The 17,685-nt window shown below is 68.3% G+C and carries 18 protein-coding genes; 3 read left to right on the top strand and 15 right to left on the bottom strand.

Features of this window, described 5'->3' with window-relative positions; genetic code table 11:
• Position 1: 1 nt before the first annotated feature.
• Positions 2–544: a translation initiation factor IF-3 gene (gene infC / locus G9Q37_RS05685; protein WP_240936528.1), complete on the bottom strand. Its 543-nt coding sequence runs from the start codon at positions 542–544 to the stop codon at positions 2–4.
• 182 nt (positions 545–726) lie between these two features.
• Positions 727–2,634, bottom strand: coding sequence for a threonine--tRNA ligase (thrS, locus tag G9Q37_RS05680; protein WP_166225796.1), 1,908 nt, complete (start codon positions 2,632–2,634; stop codon positions 727–729).
• 196 nt (positions 2,635–2,830) lie between these two features.
• On the opposite strand from thrS, the gene G9Q37_RS05675 reads away from it, so the two are divergent.
• A complete protein-coding gene (locus tag G9Q37_RS05675) occupies positions 2,831–3,826 on the top strand; it encodes a formylglycine-generating enzyme family protein (RefSeq protein WP_166225793.1) in 996 nt (331 codons plus the stop codon).
• Between the two features lie 24 nt (positions 3,827–3,850).
• Here G9Q37_RS05675 and G9Q37_RS05670 read toward each other — a convergent pair whose 3' ends face one another.
• Positions 3,851–4,432 (bottom strand): hypothetical protein, encoded by a 582-nt coding sequence (locus G9Q37_RS05670; protein WP_166225790.1) that lies wholly within the window; start codon positions 4,430–4,432, stop codon positions 3,851–3,853.
• 114 nt (positions 4,433–4,546) lie between these two features.
• Positions 4,547–5,878 carry an isocitrate lyase gene (gene aceA, locus G9Q37_RS05665; protein ID WP_166225787.1) on the bottom strand — a complete coding sequence of 444 codons (1,332 nt, stop codon included), beginning with the start codon at positions 5,876–5,878 and terminating at the stop codon, positions 4,547–4,549.
• 282 nt (positions 5,879–6,160) lie between these two features.
• Here aceA and G9Q37_RS05660 point away from each other — a divergent pair, with 282 nt between their 5' ends.
• Positions 6,161–7,099, top strand: coding sequence for a DMT family transporter (locus tag G9Q37_RS05660; protein WP_166225784.1), 939 nt, complete (start codon positions 6,161–6,163; stop codon positions 7,097–7,099).
• A gap of 3 nt (positions 7,100–7,102) precedes the next feature.
• Here G9Q37_RS05660 and G9Q37_RS05655 read toward each other — a convergent pair whose 3' ends face one another.
• On the bottom strand, positions 7,103–7,786 hold the full coding sequence (locus G9Q37_RS05655) for a sulfite exporter TauE/SafE family protein (RefSeq protein ID WP_166225781.1): 684 nt from the start codon (positions 7,784–7,786) through the stop codon (positions 7,103–7,105).
• A 2-nt stretch (positions 7,787–7,788) separates the two neighbouring features.
• On the bottom strand, positions 7,789–9,168 hold the full coding sequence (gene hemN / locus G9Q37_RS05650; protein ID WP_166225778.1) for an oxygen-independent coproporphyrinogen III oxidase: 1,380 nt from the start codon (positions 9,166–9,168) through the stop codon (positions 7,789–7,791).
• 137 nt (positions 9,169–9,305) lie between these two features.
• Here hemN and fnr point away from each other — a divergent pair, with 137 nt between their 5' ends.
• On the top strand, positions 9,306–10,025 hold the full coding sequence (gene fnr / locus G9Q37_RS05645) for a fumarate/nitrate reduction transcriptional regulator Fnr (RefSeq protein WP_166225775.1): 720 nt from the start codon (positions 9,306–9,308) through the stop codon (positions 10,023–10,025).
• On the opposite strand, the gene G9Q37_RS05640 is transcribed toward fnr, so the two are convergent.
• From G9Q37_RS05640 to G9Q37_RS05600, 9 genes are all read right to left on the bottom strand, one after another.
• The gene (locus G9Q37_RS05640) at positions 10,010–10,249 is read right to left on the bottom strand and encodes a hypothetical protein (protein ID WP_166225772.1); all 240 of its coding nucleotides are present in this window, start codon (positions 10,247–10,249) and stop codon (positions 10,010–10,012) included. The genes fnr and G9Q37_RS05640 overlap by 16 nt on opposite strands.
• A 2-nt stretch (positions 10,250–10,251) precedes the next feature.
• Entirely contained in the window at positions 10,252–10,536 is a 285-nt protein-coding gene (locus tag G9Q37_RS05635) for a nitrogen fixation protein FixH (RefSeq protein WP_166225769.1), read from the bottom strand.
• 17 nt (positions 10,537–10,553) lie between these two features.
• On the bottom strand, positions 10,554–12,014 hold the full coding sequence (ccoG, locus tag G9Q37_RS05630) for a cytochrome c oxidase accessory protein CcoG (protein WP_166225766.1): 1,461 nt from the start codon (positions 12,012–12,014) through the stop codon (positions 10,554–10,556).
• Between the two features lie 7 nt (positions 12,015–12,021).
• Entirely contained in the window at positions 12,022–12,930 is a 909-nt protein-coding gene (gene ccoP / locus G9Q37_RS05625) for a cytochrome-c oxidase, cbb3-type subunit III (RefSeq protein WP_166225763.1), read from the bottom strand.
• A 12-nt stretch (positions 12,931–12,942) separates the two neighbouring features.
• Positions 12,943–13,080 carry a cbb3-type cytochrome oxidase subunit 3 gene (locus G9Q37_RS05620; protein WP_166225759.1) on the bottom strand — a complete coding sequence of 46 codons (138 nt, stop codon included), beginning with the start codon at positions 13,078–13,080 and terminating at the stop codon, positions 12,943–12,945.
• Positions 13,081–13,091: 11 nt separating this feature from the next.
• Positions 13,092–13,718, bottom strand: coding sequence for a cytochrome-c oxidase, cbb3-type subunit II (gene ccoO, locus G9Q37_RS05615; RefSeq protein ID WP_166225757.1), 627 nt, complete (start codon positions 13,716–13,718; stop codon positions 13,092–13,094).
• 10 nt (positions 13,719–13,728) lie between these two features.
• Entirely contained in the window at positions 13,729–15,177 is a 1,449-nt protein-coding gene (gene ccoN / locus G9Q37_RS05610; protein ID WP_166225755.1) for a cytochrome-c oxidase, cbb3-type subunit I, read from the bottom strand.
• A 78-nt stretch (positions 15,178–15,255) separates the two neighbouring features.
• Positions 15,256–15,393 (bottom strand): cbb3-type cytochrome oxidase assembly protein CcoS, encoded by a 138-nt coding sequence (ccoS, locus tag G9Q37_RS05605; RefSeq protein WP_166225752.1) that lies wholly within the window; start codon positions 15,391–15,393, stop codon positions 15,256–15,258.
• Between the two features lie 14 nt (positions 15,394–15,407).
• Positions 15,408–17,678 (bottom strand): heavy metal translocating P-type ATPase, encoded by a 2,271-nt coding sequence (locus tag G9Q37_RS05600; RefSeq protein ID WP_166225749.1) that lies wholly within the window; start codon positions 17,676–17,678, stop codon positions 15,408–15,410.
• Positions 17,679–17,685: the final 7 nt, after the last annotated feature.

Genomic DNA, 17,685 nt, shown 5'->3' with positions numbered 1-17,685 from the left:
CTCAGGCCGCCGAAGGGGTAGCCGCGGGCGTTGCCGCCTCGGCCGGTTTGTTCTGTCCGCCCGCCTTCTTGCGGCTCGGCGCGATCATCATGATCATCTGCCGGCCTTCGAGCTTGGGGAATTGCTCCACCACGATCGTGTCGCCGAGGTCGTTGCGGATGCGGTCCAGCAGCGCCAGACCCAGTTCCTGGTGCGTGATCTCGCGGCCGCGGAAACGCAGCGTGATCTTGCACTTGTCGCCCTCATCGAGAAAGCGCCGGATGTTGCGCATCTTGATGTTGTAGTCGCCGTCGTCGGTGCCAGGGCGGAACTTGATTTCCTTGATCTCGATGACCGTCTGCTTGGCTTTCGCTTCGGCCGCCTTCTTCTGTTCCTGGTACTTGAACTTGCCGTAGTCCATCAGGCGGCACACCGGCGGATTGGCCGTGGCCGCGATCTCCACGAGATCGACGTCGAGCTCGCCGGCCATGCGAAGGGCCTCTTGCAAGCTCACGATGCCCAGCGGCTCGTTTTCGGGGCCGTTGAGGCGGACCTCGGGGGCCATGATTTCCCGGTTCAGGCGGTGCGCACGTTCTTCACGCTGGCGGCGGTCGCGAAAGTTGGTAGCGATGGTTGCTTCCTTGGAAAGGGGCGGTTGATGGAATCAAAAGCGGCCTTGCGGCCGCGGGGTGTACGCGTCGAGCGCGGCGACTGCGGGTCGGTGCCCGGGCGCGAGCGGCTTTGCGCTCAGGCCTTGGAGGACACCGTGTTGGCCACCAGTTCGGAGAAAGCCTCCAGGGGCATGACCCCGAGGTCTTTGTTGCCCCGGGCCCGCACCGCCACCGCACCAGCAGCCTTCTCCTTGTCGCCCACAACGGCAATGAAAGGCAGCTTTTGCAACGCGTGCTCCCGGATTTTATACGTAATTTTCTCGTTGCGCAGGTCGGTCGTGACCCTAAGCCCTTGATTCTGCAGAGCTTTCGCGACGTCACGACAGTAATCCGCCTGCGAATCCGTGATGTTGAGCACCGCCACCTGCACCGGAGCGAGCCAGGCCGGCAGCGCCCCGGCGTGCTGCTCGATCAGGATGCCGATGAAACGCTCGAGGCTGCCCACGATGGCGCGGTGCAGCATGATGGGCCGGTGGCGCGAGCCGTCTTCGCCCACGAACTCGGCGTCGAGGCGCTCGGGCAGGTTGGGGTCAACCTGGATCGTGCCGCACTGCCACTGTCGTCCCAGCGCGTCCTTCAGCGTGTACTCGATCTTGGGCCCGTAGAAGGCGCCCTCGCCCGGCAGGTACTCGAACTCGCAGCCCGACGCGCGCAGGCCCTCGGCCAGCGCGGCTTCGGCGCGGTCCCAGCTCTCCTCGGTGCCGATGCGCTTCTCAGGACGCGTCGAGAGCTTGTAGAGGATTTCGGTGAAGCCGAAGTCCTTGTAGACCTTCTGCAGCAGCGCGGTGAAGGCCGTCACCTCGGACTGGATCATGTCCTCGGTGCAGAAGATGTGGCCGTCGTCCTGGGTGAAGCCGCGCACACGCATGATGCCGTGCAGGCCGCCCGTGGGCTCGTTGCGGTGGCAGGCGCCGAACTCGCCGTAGCGCAGTGGCAGATCGCGGTAGCTCTTGATGCCCTGCTTGTAGATGAGGATGTGGCCCGGACAGTTCATCGGCTTGAGCGCGTACTCGCGCTTCTCCGATTCCGTGGTGAACATGTTCTCGCGGTACTTGTCCCAGTGGCCGGTCTTTTCCCACAGCGATTTGTCGAGAATCTGCGGGCCCTTGACCTCCTGGTAGCCGTTGTCGCGGTACACGCGGCGCATGTACTGCTCCACCTCCTGCCAGATCGCCCAGCCCTTGGGGTGCCAGAACACCGTGCCCGGCGAGTGCTCGTCGAGGTGAAACAGATCGAGTTCGCGGCCGAGCTTGCGGTGGTCGCGCTTCTCGGCCTCCTCGAGCATGGTCAGGTACTGCTGCAGGTCTTCCTTGCTGGCCCAGGCCGTGCCGTAGATGCGTTGCAGCATCTCGTTGCGGTGGTCGCCGCGCCAGTAGGCGCCGGCCACCTTCATGAGCTTGAAGTGCTTGAGCTTGCCCGTGCTGGGCACGTGGGGGCCGCGGCACAGGTCTTCGAAGCCGCCCTCGCGGTACAGGCTCACGTCTTCGTTGGCCGGAATGCTCGCGATGATCTCTGCCTTGTAGTGCTCGCCCAGGGCCTTGAAGTGCGCCACGGCCTCGTCGCGCGGCAGCACGCGGCGCTCGACCTTCTCGTCCTTGGCGGCGAGTTCGGCCATGCGCTTTTCGATCGCGGCCAGGTCCTCGGGCGTGAAGGGGCGCTTGTACGAGAAGTCGTAGTAGAAGCCGTTGTCGATCACCGGGCCGATGGTCACCTGGGCGTCGGGGTAGAGCTCTTTGACGGCATAGGCCAGCAGGTGGGCCGTGGAGTGGCGGATCATCTCCAGGCCATCGGCGTCCTTGGCGGTCACGATGGCCAGCGATGCATCGCGGTCGATGGTGAAGCTGGTGTCGACCAGCTTGCCGTCCACCTTGCCGCCGAGCGCGGCCTTGGCCAGGCCGGCGCCGATCGACGCGGCCACGTCGGCCACGGTGACCGGGGCGGGAAAGCTGCGTTGCGAACCGTCGGGAAGCGTGATCTGGGGCATGGTGCGGGTCCGGAAAAACAAAAGCGCGGCAGGGGCCGCGCTTTCGTGGGGGAGAAGGGAGGGGATCGGGCAGGCGCGAACTGCTGGCCTCAAAGGGCCACGGAGAAGATCTCCTGAGTTCGCGGTGTCATAACCGACATGCCTTTCTCGTTCTTGCTGATTGCGAAAGACGGGAATTGTCCCACAAACTCCGCGCATGACGCTGCGCACCGCCTCGCTGGCCTTGGTCCTCGCCACGCTCCTGAGCGCCTGCGCACAGGCGCCCGCCCCCACCGGCCCGCTGGGCATCGCCTTCGTGACCGTGCCCGCCGGCACGTTCGACATGGGCAGCGACGAGCCCGTGGACACGCTCGCCGCCGCCTACCCCGGCCTGGAGCGCTCGCGCTTCGAGGGACTGACCGACGAAGCCCCCGTGCACCGCGTGCGCATCACGCGCGCCTTCGAGATGAGCCGGCACGAGGTGACGGTGGGGCAGTTCCGCGCCTTCCTGCAGCGATCGGGCCACGTGCCCGAGTCGATCGCCGATGGCACCGGTGGCTACGGCTACAACCCCGGCTACGACCCGGCCACCACCGCCCGGCGCGACGCCTTCGAAGGCCGCCAGCCGCGCTACTCGTGGCAGAACCCCGGCTTTCCCCAAGGCGACGACCACCCGGTGGTCAACGTGACCTGGAACGACGCCATGGCCCTGGCGCGCTGGCTCTCGGCCCAGGACGGCCGCACCTACCGCCTGCCCACCGAGGCCGAATGGGAGTACGCCTGCCGCGCCGGCAGCAAGGGGCGCTACCAGCACGGCAACGAACCCGAAGGCCTGCTCCGCGCGGGCAACACCTTCGATCAGGACGCCGCCGCGAACTGGCCGACCTGGCGCGAACGCGCCCTGCCCGGCCGCGACGGCCACGCCTTCACCGCGCCCGTGGGCTCGTTCGCGCCCAACGCCTTCGGACTGCACGACATGCATGGCAACGTGTGGGAATGGGTGTCCGACTGGTATGGCGAAGACTATTACGCGCGCTCGCCCACCAACGACCCCGCCGGCCCGGCGGACGGCAATGTGAAAGTGCGCCGCGGCGGTTCGTGGCACACCTGGCCGCTCTACACGCGCTGCGCCTTCCGCAACTGGAACACGGTGCAGACGCGCTACCCGCTCGTGGGCATCCGGCTGGTGCGCGAACAGCCAGCGCCCCACTGATCGCGGGATTGAGGGCCTCGGCCCTTACTGCGCGCCGACCTTGACCTCGGGCGCTGCCGCCGGCGGGTCGAGCGGCTCGAGCAGGCTCTTGGGCGGGTTCTTCTTGAGCTCGCCCGCGAACACCACCTGCTCGGGGCTCATGCACTCGTCGGCCACGCGGCGGCCGAGCTTCTGGCTCATGAGCATGGACTTGTTGCCCAGCTGCAGCCAGAGCGCACCGCGCTTGGGGTCTTCGAGCCGGATGGCGCCGGTGCGGCTTTCCACCGGGTGCATGTAGAAGCGGCCACCGCTGCCGCCGCTCACCTGCACCACGAAAAAGCCGGCCCGCTTGGCCGGCGTCACCTGCACCGAGGCGCCGAGCTCGCAGGGCATCTTGCCCACGTACACGCGCTGGGCGATGGCCAGATCCGCCTCGCTGAGCGTGACCGAACTGTCCTCTTCGATCGGCGTCATTTCTTCGACCGCCTTGGCGGCCGAGCGCGCGAGCGGCGGTTTGGCGGGTTTGGACGCAGCGGGCTTCGCGGCCGGGACTGCGGTTTGCGCCACGGCCGCCAAAGGGACGAAGGCCAGGGCGCTCAGGGTAAGGGCAAAGGGCAGCAGTTTCATGGGGCGCGAGTCTGCCCGTTCGCGGGCCGAACGGGTGTTCGCAGTTGTTTCGCCCGCCCAAAAAAAGCCGCCCCGAAGGGCGGCTTTGTCTCCTCGGAATCCGATGGATCCGGCTCAGTGGAACTGCTCTTCCTCGGTCGAGCCGGTCAGCGCTTTCACGCTCGACGAGCCGCCCTGGATCACGGTGGTCACGTCGTCGAAGTAACCCGCGCCCACTTCCTGCTGGTGCGACACGAAGGTGTAGCCCTGCTCGCGCGCCTTGAATTCGGGCTCCTGCACCATCTCGGTGTAGTGCTTCATGCCTTCGCCGCGGGCGTAGGCGTGGGCGAACTGGAAGGTGTTGAACCAGTTGATGTGGATGCCGGCCAGCGTGATGAACTGGTACTTGTAGCCCAGCGCCGACAGCTCGTCCTGGAACTTGGCGATGGTCTTGTCGTCGAGGTTCTTCTTCCAGTTGAACGAGGGCGAGCAGTTGTAGCTCAGCAGCTTGCCCGGGCTCTTGGCGTGCACGGCCTGCGCGAACTCGCGCGCGAAGCCCAGGTCGGGCGTGCCGGTTTCGCACCACACCAGGTCGGCGTAGGGCGCGTAGGCCACACCGCGGCTGATGGCCTGCTCGAGGCCGTTCTTCACGCGGTAGAAGCCTTCCTGCGTGCGCTCGCCGGTGAGGAAGGGCTTGTCGTTGGCGTCGTGGTCGCTGGTGATCAGGTTGGCGGCCTCGGCGTCGGTGCGGGCCAGCACGATGGTGGACACACCCATCACGTCGGCGGCGAAACGCGCGGCGATCAGCTTTTCGATGGCTTCTTGCGTGGGCACGAGCACCTTGCCGCCCATGTGGCCGCACTTCTTCACGGCCGCCAGCTGGTCTTCGAAGTGCACGCCCGCGGCACCGGCGGCGATCATGTTCTTCATGAGCTCGAAGGCGTTGAGCACGCCGCCGAAGCCGGCTTCCGCGTCGGCCACGATGGGCAGGAAGTAGTCGATGAACTCGGCGCTGCCCGGCTCGATGCCGCGGCTCCACTGGATCTCGTCGGCGCGCTTGAAGGTGTTGTTGATGCGGCGGACCATGGTCGGCACCGAGTCGTACGCGTAGAGCGACTGGTCGGGGTACATGGTTTCGCTGGTGTTGCCATCGGCGGCCACCTGCCAGCCCGAGAGGTACACGGCTTCCAGGCCGGCCTTGGCCTGCTGCATGGCCTGGCCAGCGGTGATGGCGCCGAAGGCGTTCACGTAGCCCTTCTTGGCACCACCGTTGATCTTTTCCCACAGCTTCTCGGCGCCGCGCTTGGCCAGCGTGTGCTCGATGCTCATGCTGCCGCGCAGGCGCACAACATCGGCGGCGCTGTAGCCGCGCTTGATGCCTTTCCAACGGGGGTTCGTCGCCCAGTCTTTCTCCAGGGCTTCGATCTGCTGAGCGCGGCTGAGCTGCTCGGTGAGGGATTGGGGCATGGAAACTCTCCTTGGGTTGGTGAAAACGGAGGCCTCGCTGCGGGATGCAAGGGCGGTGCCTGTGCCACCACTGTATGTCTTATAGAAGACCCGCGAGAGCTCTTGTGTCTTATATAAGACAAATATTTTTTCGTTGAAAATCAATGGCAAACAAGTTCGATTTTTCAATGCGGAATTCCATCTCCCATATCAAGAAATTTTTGCGCGGCGCAGCATGAACCCGCTTCACGATATGAAAAGCAGATTCCTCATCGCGAAAGCCCGTGCCCGGCCTGAGGCATCATGCGCACCTCCTCCGTGCAAGCCACTCCCTCTGTGACCTCCCTTCACCGCGCCACGGCCTACGCCAGCCTGGGTCTGAGCATGGCGCTCGTGGGCAGCTACGTCGCGCTGTCCAAGCCCCTGGTGGCCGTGTTCCCCGTGTTCCTGCTCGCCTGGTTGCGCTTTGGCATCGGCGCCGTGGCCATGGCGCACTGGCTGCGCAAACCCGCCGACGAACCGCCAATCACCCCGCGCACGCGAGCGCTGCTGTTCCTCGAATCCTTCCTGGGCAACTTCCTGTTTTCGGTCTGCATGCTGTTCGGCGTGAGCATGACCACCGCGGTCGCCGCGGGCGTGGTGATGTCGTCCATCCCGGCGGTGGTTGCGATCCTGAGTTGGATCTTCCTGCGCGAGCGCATCGGGCGGCGCACCACCGCGGGCATCGCCTGCGCGGCGCTGGGCATCGGCTTGTTCTCGCTCGACAAGGGCGGCGCGGGCGCGGCGGTGGACGGCGGCCGTGCCCTGTGGGGCAACCTGCTGGTGTTCGCGGCGGTGGTGTGCGAGGCCTCTTACGTGGTGATCGGCAAACGCCTCACCGAGGGCCTGGGGCCCAAGCGCATCTCGGCGCTGATCAACCTCTGGGGCCTGGCGCTGGTCACCCCCATGGGGCTCTGGGCCGCGCTCGCGTTCGACTTCAGCGCCGTGGCGGCGCCCGTGTGGCTGCTGCTGGTGTTCTATGGCCTGGCGGCCAGCGTGTGGACGGTGTGGCTCTGGATGACCGGCCTCAAGACCGTGCCGGCCTCGCAGGCCGGCGTGTTCACCGTGATGCTGCCGATCAGCGCCGCGCTCATCGGTGTGCTGTTCATGGGCGAGCGGCTCACACCGCTGCAGTTGCTGGCCTTCGGCATCGCGCTGCTCGGGCTGCTGCTGGCCACCCTGCCCTCGCGCGCGCCGCGCTGAGCCTCAGGCCGCCCCGGGCGCGCACCACAGGCCGCTCGGCTGGGTGATGCCCATCCACAGCGCCCAGCCCGAGGCCAGCATGAGCACCAGCCCGGCGAGGCGTATGCCCATGCCGCCGCTGCGCCACTCGCCCAGGCGCAGCAACAGCCAGGGCCCGGCCAGCAGCGACACCGAGGTGCCGAGCGCGAACAGCGCCATCACGCCCGCACCTTCGAGGGCATTGGCACTCAACGCCGCCACCAGCAGCGCCGAATACAGCAGGCCGCATGGCATGAGCGCCCAGCCGAACCCGAGCACGAAGGGCGCGCGCGGCCCGAGCGCGGCCATGGCCGGGCGCGCCTTGCGCCATACGCCCTGCCCGAGCCGGTCGACCCAGGCCGGCTGGCGCGCCTGCCACAGCAGCACGGCGCCCAGCAGCAGGGCCGCCACATGGAACATGGTCCACACCGGGCGCAGCGCGGCGCTGTGCTCGCCCACCCAGGCCAGGCCCTGCACCGAGCCGCCCGCGAGGGCGCCCATGAGCGCATAACCCGCGATCCGGCTGCCCTGGAAGGCCAGCAGGGCCTGCGTGCTGCGCGGCGCCGCGGCGCGCGAAATGCCGGCGCAGGCCGCGCCGCACATGGCCACGCAGTGGGGTCCGCCCACGAGGCCCATGAACAGTGCGGTGATGGCCAACGAACCCGTCATGGTCAGAGGATGCGCGAGAACCGGGCCCGGTCCTGGTCCACCTGCAGGTGGCGGTCGAAGACCATCGCGATCGCGCGCACCAGGTACCAACCGCGCTCGGTCACGTGCACGCCGGCGTCGTCGATGCGCACCAGGCCCTGTTCGGCGAAGTCCTCGAGCTGCTCGAGCTCGCGCGCGAAGTAGCGGCGGCTGTCCACCAGGTGGCCCTGGTCGATGGATTCGTACAACAGCACGCCCTGGCACATGATGGACATGATGACCGCGCGGCGCATGAGGTCGTCGCGCGAGAGCGCGAGGCCGCGCACGATGGGCAGCCGCCCCTGGTCGAGCAGGTCCACGTACTCGTCGAGCGTCTTGGCGTTCTGGCTGTAGGTCGCGCCCACGCGGCCGATGGCCGACACGCCGAGCGCGATCAGGTCGCAGTCGGGCTGGGTGCTGTAGCCCTGGAAGTTGCGGTGCAGCCGGCCCTGGCGCTTGGCCACGGCCAGCGCGTCGTCGGGCAGCGCGAAGTGGTCCATGCCCACGTAAACGTAGCCCGCCTCGCCGAGTGCGTCGAGCGAGGCCGAGAGCATGGCGAGCTTGTCGGCCGCACCGGGCAGTTCGGCCGACACGATGCGCCGCTGCGGCTTGAAGCGCGCAGGCAGGTGCGCGTAGCCATACAGGGCCACGCGGTCGGGCCGCAGTTCGGCGAGCTGCGCCAGCGTGCGCCTGAACGACTCGGGCGTCTGCAGGGGCAGGCCGTAGATCAGGTCCACGTTCACGGATTCGAAGCCGATGCGGCGCGCCGCGGCCATGAGCTCGAACACCTGCGAGGCGGGCTGGATGCGGTGCACGGCCTTCTGCACCGCGGGGTCGAAGTCCTGCACGCCGAAGCTCAGGCGGTTGAAACCCAGGCGCTGCAGCGTCTGCAGGCGCGTGGCGTTCACGGTGCGCGGATCGACCTCGATCGAGTACTCACCGCCCGGCACCAGCCGGAAGTGGCGCTTGAGCATGGCCATCAGGTCTTCGAGCTCGGCGTCGGACAGAAAGGTGGGTGTGCCGCCGCCCAGGTGCAGCTGGGACACCGACTGCCCCGAGCCCAGGTGCTCGATCTGCAGCTCGAGCTCGCGCGAGAGGTGGCGCAGGTACTCGGCGCCGCGCGAATGGTGTTTGGTGATGACCTTGTTGCAGGCGCAGTAGTAACAAACCGATTCGCAGAAAGGCACGTGCACGTAGACCGACAGCGGCAGCGCGAGCGAGCCCGCGCGGCGCTGCTCCAGGGCCTGGCGGTAGTCCTGCTCGGTGAAGGCTTCGACGAAACGGTCGGCCGTGGGGTACGAGGTGTAGCGAGGCCCCGGCACGTCGTAGCGCTTGAGCAGGTCGTCGGAAATGGCGTGGCTCACGGAAGACTTTGGTGATGTAGACGGGCCCACTGTGCCCCAGGGCCTGTGGGGAAGGTTTGATCCGCGTCAATCGCACGCGCCGAAACGGTGTCTCTAGGGGTATGCTCGGGCTTGTTGAGGGAAATCATCACATGCTTATGGACGTCCATCGCATCAAAGTGGCCTGTTCGGGCTGCAATCTGCGCGAGTTGTGCCTGCCCATGGGTCTCAACCCCGACGAGATGGACAAGCTCGACCACCTCGTCTCCACGCGCAAGCGCATCAAGCGCGGCGATGCGCTGTTCTCCGCGGGCGACAGCTTCACCTCGCTCTATGCCGTGCGCTCGGGCTTCTTCAAGACCCGCGTCACCAGCCCCGACGGCCGCGACCAGGTCACGGGCTTTCAGATGGCGGGCGAGATCATCGGCCTCGACGGCATCGTCAACGACCGCCACTCGTGCGACGCCGTGGCGCTCGAAGACGCCGAGGTCTGTGTGATGCCCTTCGACGAGGTCGAGGCGCTGTCGCGCGAGTTCACCACGCTGCAGCACCACGTGCACCGCATCATGAGCCGCGAGATCGTGCGGGACCACAGCGTGATGCTGCTGCTGGGCAGCATGCGCGCCGAGGAGCGCCTCGCGGCCTTCCTGCTCAACCTGGTGCAGCGCCTGCAGGCGCGCGGTTTTTCGCCGTCCGAGTTCAACCTGCGCATGACGCGCGAGGAGATCGGCAGCTACCTGGGCATGAAGCTCGAAACCGTCAGCCGCACGTTCTCGAAGTTCGTCGACGACGGCGTGATCGAGGTCAAGCAGCGCTACGTGCACATCAAGGACACCGAGGCGCTGCGGCGCATCGTGAACCCTCAGACCTGCGGCTGATCCTCGGCCGGTGCGACCAGCACCGCGGTGAGCGCTCCCGCGACCGCGATGACGGCCCAGAAAACAAAAAAGCTCACCGTGTAGACCGCGGCGCGCGACCACTCCAGCGCCTGGCCGTGCCAGTGCAGCTGGCCCGGGTCGACCAGGGCGAACACCAGCATCTCGAGCACCCCGGCCAGCAGGAAGGCCGGCCAGGCCACCGCCATCGAGCGCCGCACGTTCATGCTCAGGGCTCCCGTGCCACCGGGGAGGCGGCGTGGTTGCGCGCCTGGTGCGCGGGTTGCAGCTTGATGAGCGCTGCTTCGCGCTCGGCGCCCTGCAGCGCACGGGCCTGCTGCAGCGTGGCCTCGTACTCGCCCTTGTCGATCACGGGGTCGGCGCCGTGGACGGCGATGACGGCGGTGGCGATGGCCGCCACCACCACGGCCAGCGGCCCGCCCACGACCAGCCACATGGGGCCCACGCGCCACCAGGGCACGGGGTGGGTGACAGGGTTCGATTCGGCGTTCATGGTTTTCTCCTGGACATTCAGCGGGGCACGAGGAAGGTGGTCTTCTCGCGCACCTGCAGGCCGGCCTCCTGCGGCGCGCTCACGTCGAAGACGATGGGGTGCGAGCCGCTGCCGGCCGCGCCCGGCGGCAACTGCACCCGCGCGGCCACCGAGCGCACCTCGGCCGGGTCGACATGCACCAGCGCGTCGGACGCGAGTTCGATGCCCGGCAGGCCTTCGACCCGGACCCGGTAAGTCTGAGGAACTTCGGTGGCGTTCATGATCTGCAGCCGGTAGACATTCTCGATGCGGCCCTGCCCCACCTCGCGCGCCAGCGCGCCGCGGTCGCGGATCACGTCGACCTTGAGCGGCACACGCAGCGCCAGGCTGCCGAGCACCGCGAGCGTGATCGCGGCCAGGATGCCGCCGTACACCAGCACGCGCGGGCGCAGCGCGCGGCGCAGCATCTGCGCACGGCTCCAGCCCTGGGCGAGTCCGTTCTGGGTGGTGTAACGGATCAGGCCGCGCGGGTAGCCCACCTTGTCCATCACGTCGTCGCACACGTCGATGCACGCGCCGCAGCCGATGCACTCGTACTGCAGGCCCTTGCGGATGTCGATGCCCGTGGGGCAGACCTGCACGCACAGCGTGCAGTCCACGCAGGCGCCCAGGCCCAGGGCCTGGGGATCGGCCTTCTTGCTGCGCGCGCCTCGCGGCTCGCCACGCCGGGCGTCGTAGGTCACGATCATCGTGTCCTTGTCGAACATCGCGCTCTGGAAGCGCGCGTAAGGGCACATGTACTTGCACACCTGCTCGCGCAGGAAGCCGGCATTGCCATAGGTGGCGAAACCGTAGAACAGCACCCAGAAGGTCTGCCAGGGCCCGAGCGCGAACGTGGCAACCAGCCCCGAGAGCTCGCGAATGGGCGTGAAGTAACCGACGAAGGTGAAGCCGGTCCACAGGCCCACCGCGGCCCACAGCCCGTGCTTGAGCGCCTTCTTGCCGACTTTGCCCGCGCTCAGCGGCGCGGCGTCCAGGCGCAGGCGCGCGCTGCGGTCGCCTTCCACGCGGCGCTCGATCCACAGGAACATCTCGGTGTAGACCGTCTGCGGGCAGGCGTAGCCGCACCACAGGCGCCCGGCCACCGCGGTGAACAGGAACAGCGCGAGCGCCGAGATGACCAGCAGCCCCGTGAGGTAGATGAAGTCCTGCGGGTAGAGCACCAGCGGGAAGATGAAGAAGCGCCGCGCTTCGAGGTCGAACAGCACGGCCTGGCGCCCGTTCCACTGCAGCCAGGGCAGGCCGTAGAAGAGCAGTTGCGTGGCCCAGACCAGGGCCCAGCGCCACTTAGAGAACAGGCCCGACACCGAGCGCGGATGGATCTTCTGGCGCGAGGCGTAGAGCGAGACCATCACCTCCTCGTCGCCCGCGCCCGGGGTGGCGGGCACGGGCTGGATGGGGATGACGCGCGGGGTGCCTGCGTCGGCCGGCTGGCTCATGACTCGCTCACTGGGCAGGACGGTTCGACAGGCCCCAGACGTAGGCGGTCAGCACGTGGATCTGGTCGGCCGTGAGCAGCTGGTTCTGCGCCGGCATGTGGTTGCTGATGCCCTTGGTCACCGCGCGCACCACCGCCTCTTCGCCCCAGCCGTGCAGCCAGATGTCGTCGGTGAGGTTGGGCGCGCCGATCGCGGTGTTGCCCTTGCCGTTGGCGCCGTGGCAGGCGGCGCAGGCCGCGAACTTGGCCTGGCCCTGCGAGGCGCGCAGCGCATCGTGCGGGCTGCCCGAGAGGCTGAGCACGTAGTGCGCGAGGTTGCGCACGTCCTCGGCACTGCCCACGGCGGCGGCCATGGGCGGCATCATGGCCTGGCGGCCCTCGGTGATGGTCTTGGTGATGGTGGCGGGATCGCCGCCGTGCAGCCAGTCGCTGTCAGTGAGGTTGGGGAAGCCCTTGGAGCCGCGCGCGTCCGAGCCATGGCACTGGGCGCAGTTGTTCATGAACAGGCGCTCGCCGATGGCCATGGCCTTGGCGTCGCCCGCGAGCTTTTCAGGGGGCTGGCCGCGGAACTCGGCGTACAGGGGCGCGATGGCCGCCTGCTGGCGCTGCACCTCGGCCGTGTGCTGGCCCTGCGAGCTCCAGCCCAGCACGCCCGCGTAGCGGCCGAACATGGGATACAGCAGGCCGTAGGCCAGCGCAAAAACCACGGTGATGACGAAGAGGTAGACCCACCACTTGGGCAGCGGGTTGTTGAGCTCGCGCAGGTCCTCGTCCCAGACGTGACCGGTGGTGTTGTCCTGGTGCGCCTTGACCTTGGCCTTGCCGCTGATCCACAGCAGCAGGGCGCAGGCGATGATGCTGACCAGCGTGAGGCCGGCCACGTAGAGATGCCAGAAGTCGCTAGTGAAGTCGCTCATGATCTTGTTCTCTCATTCGTCCTGGAACGGCAGCCGTGCGGCCTCGTCGAAGCGTGCCTGGTTGCGGCGCGACCAGGCCCAGGCCACGATGCCCACGAACACGCCCAGGCTGATCACCGTGACCAGCGAGCGCAGGATGTTGATGTCCATGGCGGCCTCCCTCACTTCATCGCGGTGCCGAGCACCTGCAGGTAGGCCACCAGGGCGTCGAGTTCGGTCTTGCCCTGAACGGCTTCCACCGAGCCCTTGATCTCGTCGTCGCTGTAGGGCGCGCCCAGGCTGCGCAGCACTTCCATGCGGCGCGGCAGGCCGTCGGCCTTCACGGGCTTCTTGTCGAGCCAGGAATAGGCCGGCATGTTCGACTCGGGCACCAGATCGCGCGGGTTGTTCAGGTGGATGCGGTGCCACTCGTCGCTGTAGCGGCCGCCCACGCGCGCCAGGTCGGGGCCGGTGCGCTTGCTGCCCCACTGGAAGGGCCGGTCGTAGACGAACTCGCCCGCCACCGAGTAGTGGCCGTAGCGCAGCGTCTCGGCCTGGAAGGGGCGGATCATCTGCGAGTGGCAGTTGTAGCAGCCCTCTTTCACGTACACGTCGCGGCCCGCGAGCTGCAGCGCGGTGTAGGGCTTCAAGCCTTCCACGGGTTGCGTGGTCGACTTCTGGAAGAACAGCGGCACGATCTCGACCAGACCGCCGACGGCGATCACCAGCACGATCAGCACGATCATGAGGAAGTTGCTGGTCTCGATCCGCTCGTGGGAGAAACCGGTGGTTTTTTCTGCATTGGCCATGGTGCGAACCTCAGGCGTGGGCGGTTTGGGCGGCAGGGATGCGCACGGGCTCGATGCGGCCCTGGCGCGCGGTCATGATGGTGTTCCACAGCATCACGCCCATGCCGGCGAGGTAGAGCACGCCACCGGCGAGGCGGATCACGTAGAAGGGGAACGTGGCCTTGACCGACTCGACGAAGGTGTAGGTGAGGCTGCCGTCGGGGTTGACCGAACGCCACATCAGGCCCTGCATCACACCGGCGATCCACATCGCGGCGATGTAGAGCACGATGCCGACGGTGGCGATCCAGAAGTGCAGCTCGATCGCGGGCACCGAGTACATCTTCTTCTGGCCGTACAGGCGCGGGATCAGGTAGTACATGGAGCCCATGGTGACCAGGCCCACCCAGCCCAGCGCGCCCGAGTGCACGTGGCCGATGGTCCAGTCGGTGTAGTGCGACAGCGCGTTGACCGTCTTGATCGACATCATCGGGCCCTCGAAGGTCGACATGCCGTAGAACGAGAGCGAGACGATCAGGAAACGCAGGATCGGGTCGTCGCGCAGTTTGTGCCAGGCGCCCGAGAGGGTCATGATGCCGTTGATCATGCCGCCCCAGCTCGGCGCGAGCAGGATCAGCGAGAACACCATGCCCACCGATTGCGCCCAGTCGGGCAGCGCGGTGTAGTGCAGGTGGTGGGGGCCCGCCCACATGTAGGTGAAGATCAGGGCCCAGAAGTGCACGATGGACAGCCGGTACGAATACACCGGGCGCTCGGCCTGCTTGGGAATGAAGTAGTACATCATCCCGAGGAAGCCGGCCGTGAGGAAGAAGCCCACGGCGTTGTGGCCGTACCACCACTGCACCATCGCGTCCTGCACGCCCGCGTAGGCCGAGTAGCTCTTGAACAGGTCCACGGGCACCGCGGCGCTGTTGACGATGTGCAGCACCGCCACGGCCAGGATGAAGGCGCCGAAGAACCAGTTGGCCACGTAGATGTGGCGCACCTTGCGCATGCCCACGGTGCCGAAGAACACCACCGCGTAGGCCACCCACACGGCGGCGATCAGCAGGTCGATCGGCCACTCGAGCTCGGCGTATTCCTTGCCCTGCGTGATGCCCAGCGGCAGCGTGATCGCCGCGGCCACGATCACCAGCTGCCAGCCCCAGAAGGTGAAGGCCGCCAGCGTGTCGGAGAACAGGCGCGTGTGGCAGGTGCGCTGCACCACGTAGTAGCTGGCTGCGAACAGGCCGCAGCCGCCGAAGGCGAAGATCACCGCGTTGGTGTGCAGCGGCCGCAGCCGGCCGTAGCTGAGCCATTCGATGCCCAGGTTGAGCGCGGGCCAGGTCAGCTGCGCGGCGATGATCACGCCCACCAGCATCCCCACCACGCCCCAGATCACGGTGGCGATGGCGAATTGCCGGACCACCTTGTCGTTGTAGACCGCGGCTTGCGCGGTTGCCTTGTCGTTGAAGGCCATTCGGATACTCCTCTGGATGTTGCAGAAGGAGTGTCTCCGGCGGGCCCTGGGGGCGGCTTGACTTAAGTCAAGCGCCGCTCATTCGTCCGTGAGGATCCGCTCGCCTTCGCGGTCCACGTGGTCGAACTGGCCTGCCTGCAGGGCCCACCAGAACAGGCCGATGACGCCGAACACGATCAGCACCGACAGCGGGATGAGGAGATAGAGCACGTCCATGGCGGATCTGAAGTTCAGCGGCTCAGGCGCCAGGCGTTGGCGATCACCAGCAGTGAGCTGGCGGCCATGCCCAGGCCCGCGAGCCAGGGGGGCATCCAGCCGATCAGGGCCAGCGGGATGCAGACCGCGTTGTACACCGCGGCCCAGACCAGGTTCTGGCGCACCACGCGCAGCGTGCGGCGCGCCAGCAGCAGGGTGTCGACCACGTCCATCACGCGCCCGCCCTGCACCACCGCGTCGCTGCGCGCCTGCGCCAGCGGCGCGGCGCGGCCGAGCGCGAAGGACGCGTCGGCCCAGGCCAGCACCGGCCCGTCGTTGAGACCGTCGCCCACCATGGCGATGCGCCAGCCGCGCTGTTGCAGGGCCTGCACTTCCTGCAGCTTGCGCTCGGGCGTGGCCTCGGCCAGCACGTGGTCCACGCCCACGGCCTGCGCCACGTGGTGCGCCGGCGCGGCGCGGTCGCCCGAGATCAGCCAGGTCTGGATGCCGAGCTGGCGCAGCCGCTGCACCGCGGCGCGCGCGTCTTCGCGCAGGCCTTCGCTGAAGCCGATGGTGGCCAGCCAGCCGTGGTCGTCGGCCAGGTAGGTGCGCGGGCCGTCCACGTCGAGCTCGGGCATGGTGCCGATGAACAGCGCCGAGCCCAGGCGCACGCGGCGGCCGTCGGGCAGTCGCGCCTCCACGCCCTGCCCCGGCTCTTCGCGCAGGCCCTCGAGCGCGGGCAGGGGCAGCTCGGCCGGCACCACAGCCATCACGCCGCGCGCCACCGGGTGCAGCGAGCCGCGAGCCAGCGCTGCGGCCAGCGCCAGCACCTGGGTGCGGTCGGCCCCGGTGCGCAGGTGCAGGTCGCGCAGCACCAGGTGGTCGTGCGTGAGCGTGCCGGTCTTGTCGAACACCACCGCGTTCACCGAGGCCATGGCCTCGAAGGCCTGCAGCCGGCGGATCAGCACGCCGCGGCGCGCGAGCGCGCCCGCCGAGGCCAGCATGGCCGCGGGCGTGGCGAGCGACAGCGCGCATGGGCAGGTGACGATGAGCACCGCCACCGCGACCGCCAGCGACTTTGACGGGTCGATCTGCCACCAGGCGATGCCGGCCGCGGCGGCCGCGAGCATCACCAGCACCAGGAAGGGCCCGGCGATGCGGTCGGCCAGTTCGGCCAGGCGCGGCCGCTCGGTGGCGGCGCGCTCCATCAGGCGCACGATGTGGGCGTAGCGCGTGTCGGACCCCACGCGGTCGAGCCGCATGCGCGCCAGGCCCGCGAGGTTGAGGCTGCCGGCCACCAGGGCGTCGCCGCAGCGGCGCGCGAGCGGGCGCGACTCGCCGGTGAGCAGGGCCTCGTCGACCGTGGCGTGCGCGTCGAGCAGCACGCCGTCGCCCGGAAAGGCCTCGCCCGCGCGCACGTGCACCACGTCGCCGGCCGCGAGGCGGCGCACCGACACGGTCTCGCGCGTGCCGTCGGCGCGCTCGCGCTCGCACGAGGCGGGCAGGCGGTTGATGAGCGCGTCGAGCGCCCCGGCGGTGCGCTCGCGCAGCCGCGCCTCGAGGTAGCGCCCGCCGAGCAGGAAGAACACGAACATGGTGAGCGAGTCGTACCAGACCTCGTGGCCCCAGGGCCCGCTCGGGTCGAAGGTGGCGGCCGAGCTCACCAGGAAGGTCACGAGGATGCCCACCGACACCGGCGTGTCCATGCCGATGCGCCGCGCCTTGAGGTCGGCCCAGGCGCGCTGGAAGAACGGGCCGCTTGCGAAGAACACCACCGGCACGCTGATGACCCAGCTGGCCCAGCGCAGCAGCTGGCCGATGTCGGGCGGGATGTCGCCGGGCGCGGCCACGTAGGCCGGCCACGCGTACATCATGACCTGCATCATGCAGAAGCCGGCCACGAACAGGCGCCACAGCGCCTGGCGCGTCTCGCGCAGGCGCTGGTCGATGGACAGGGCCTGCTGCAGCGGCAACAGGCGGTAGCCGCGTTCGCCCACGCGCACGGCCAGTTCGGACAGCCGCGTGACCGCCGGGTCCCAGCGCAGTTGCAGGCGGCGCGTGGCCGCGTGCACCCGCGCGAGCGCCACACCGGGGACACCGTCGAGCGCGCCCTCGATCGCGTCGGCGCAGGCCGCGCAGTACATGCCCTGCACCACCAGCACCGATTCGCGCTGGGCCGTGCACGCGCCTTCCGCCTCCACCGCTTCGGTGAAGGCCGACTGCTCGACCGGGTCGTCGAGCACCGCGAAATCGTCGTTGACCGTCAGCGGCCCCCGGTGGTCGCTCAACCAGGTGGCGGAACTCATGGGGTGG

Source organism: Hydrogenophaga crocea, from assembly GCF_011388215.1.
In the GTDB taxonomy this organism is placed as follows: Bacteria; Pseudomonadota; Gammaproteobacteria; order Burkholderiales; family Burkholderiaceae_C; genus Hydrogenophaga; species Hydrogenophaga crocea.
The sequence above is the reverse complement of the archived record's forward strand: the minus strand, read 5'-3'. Positions and strand labels throughout refer to the sequence as shown.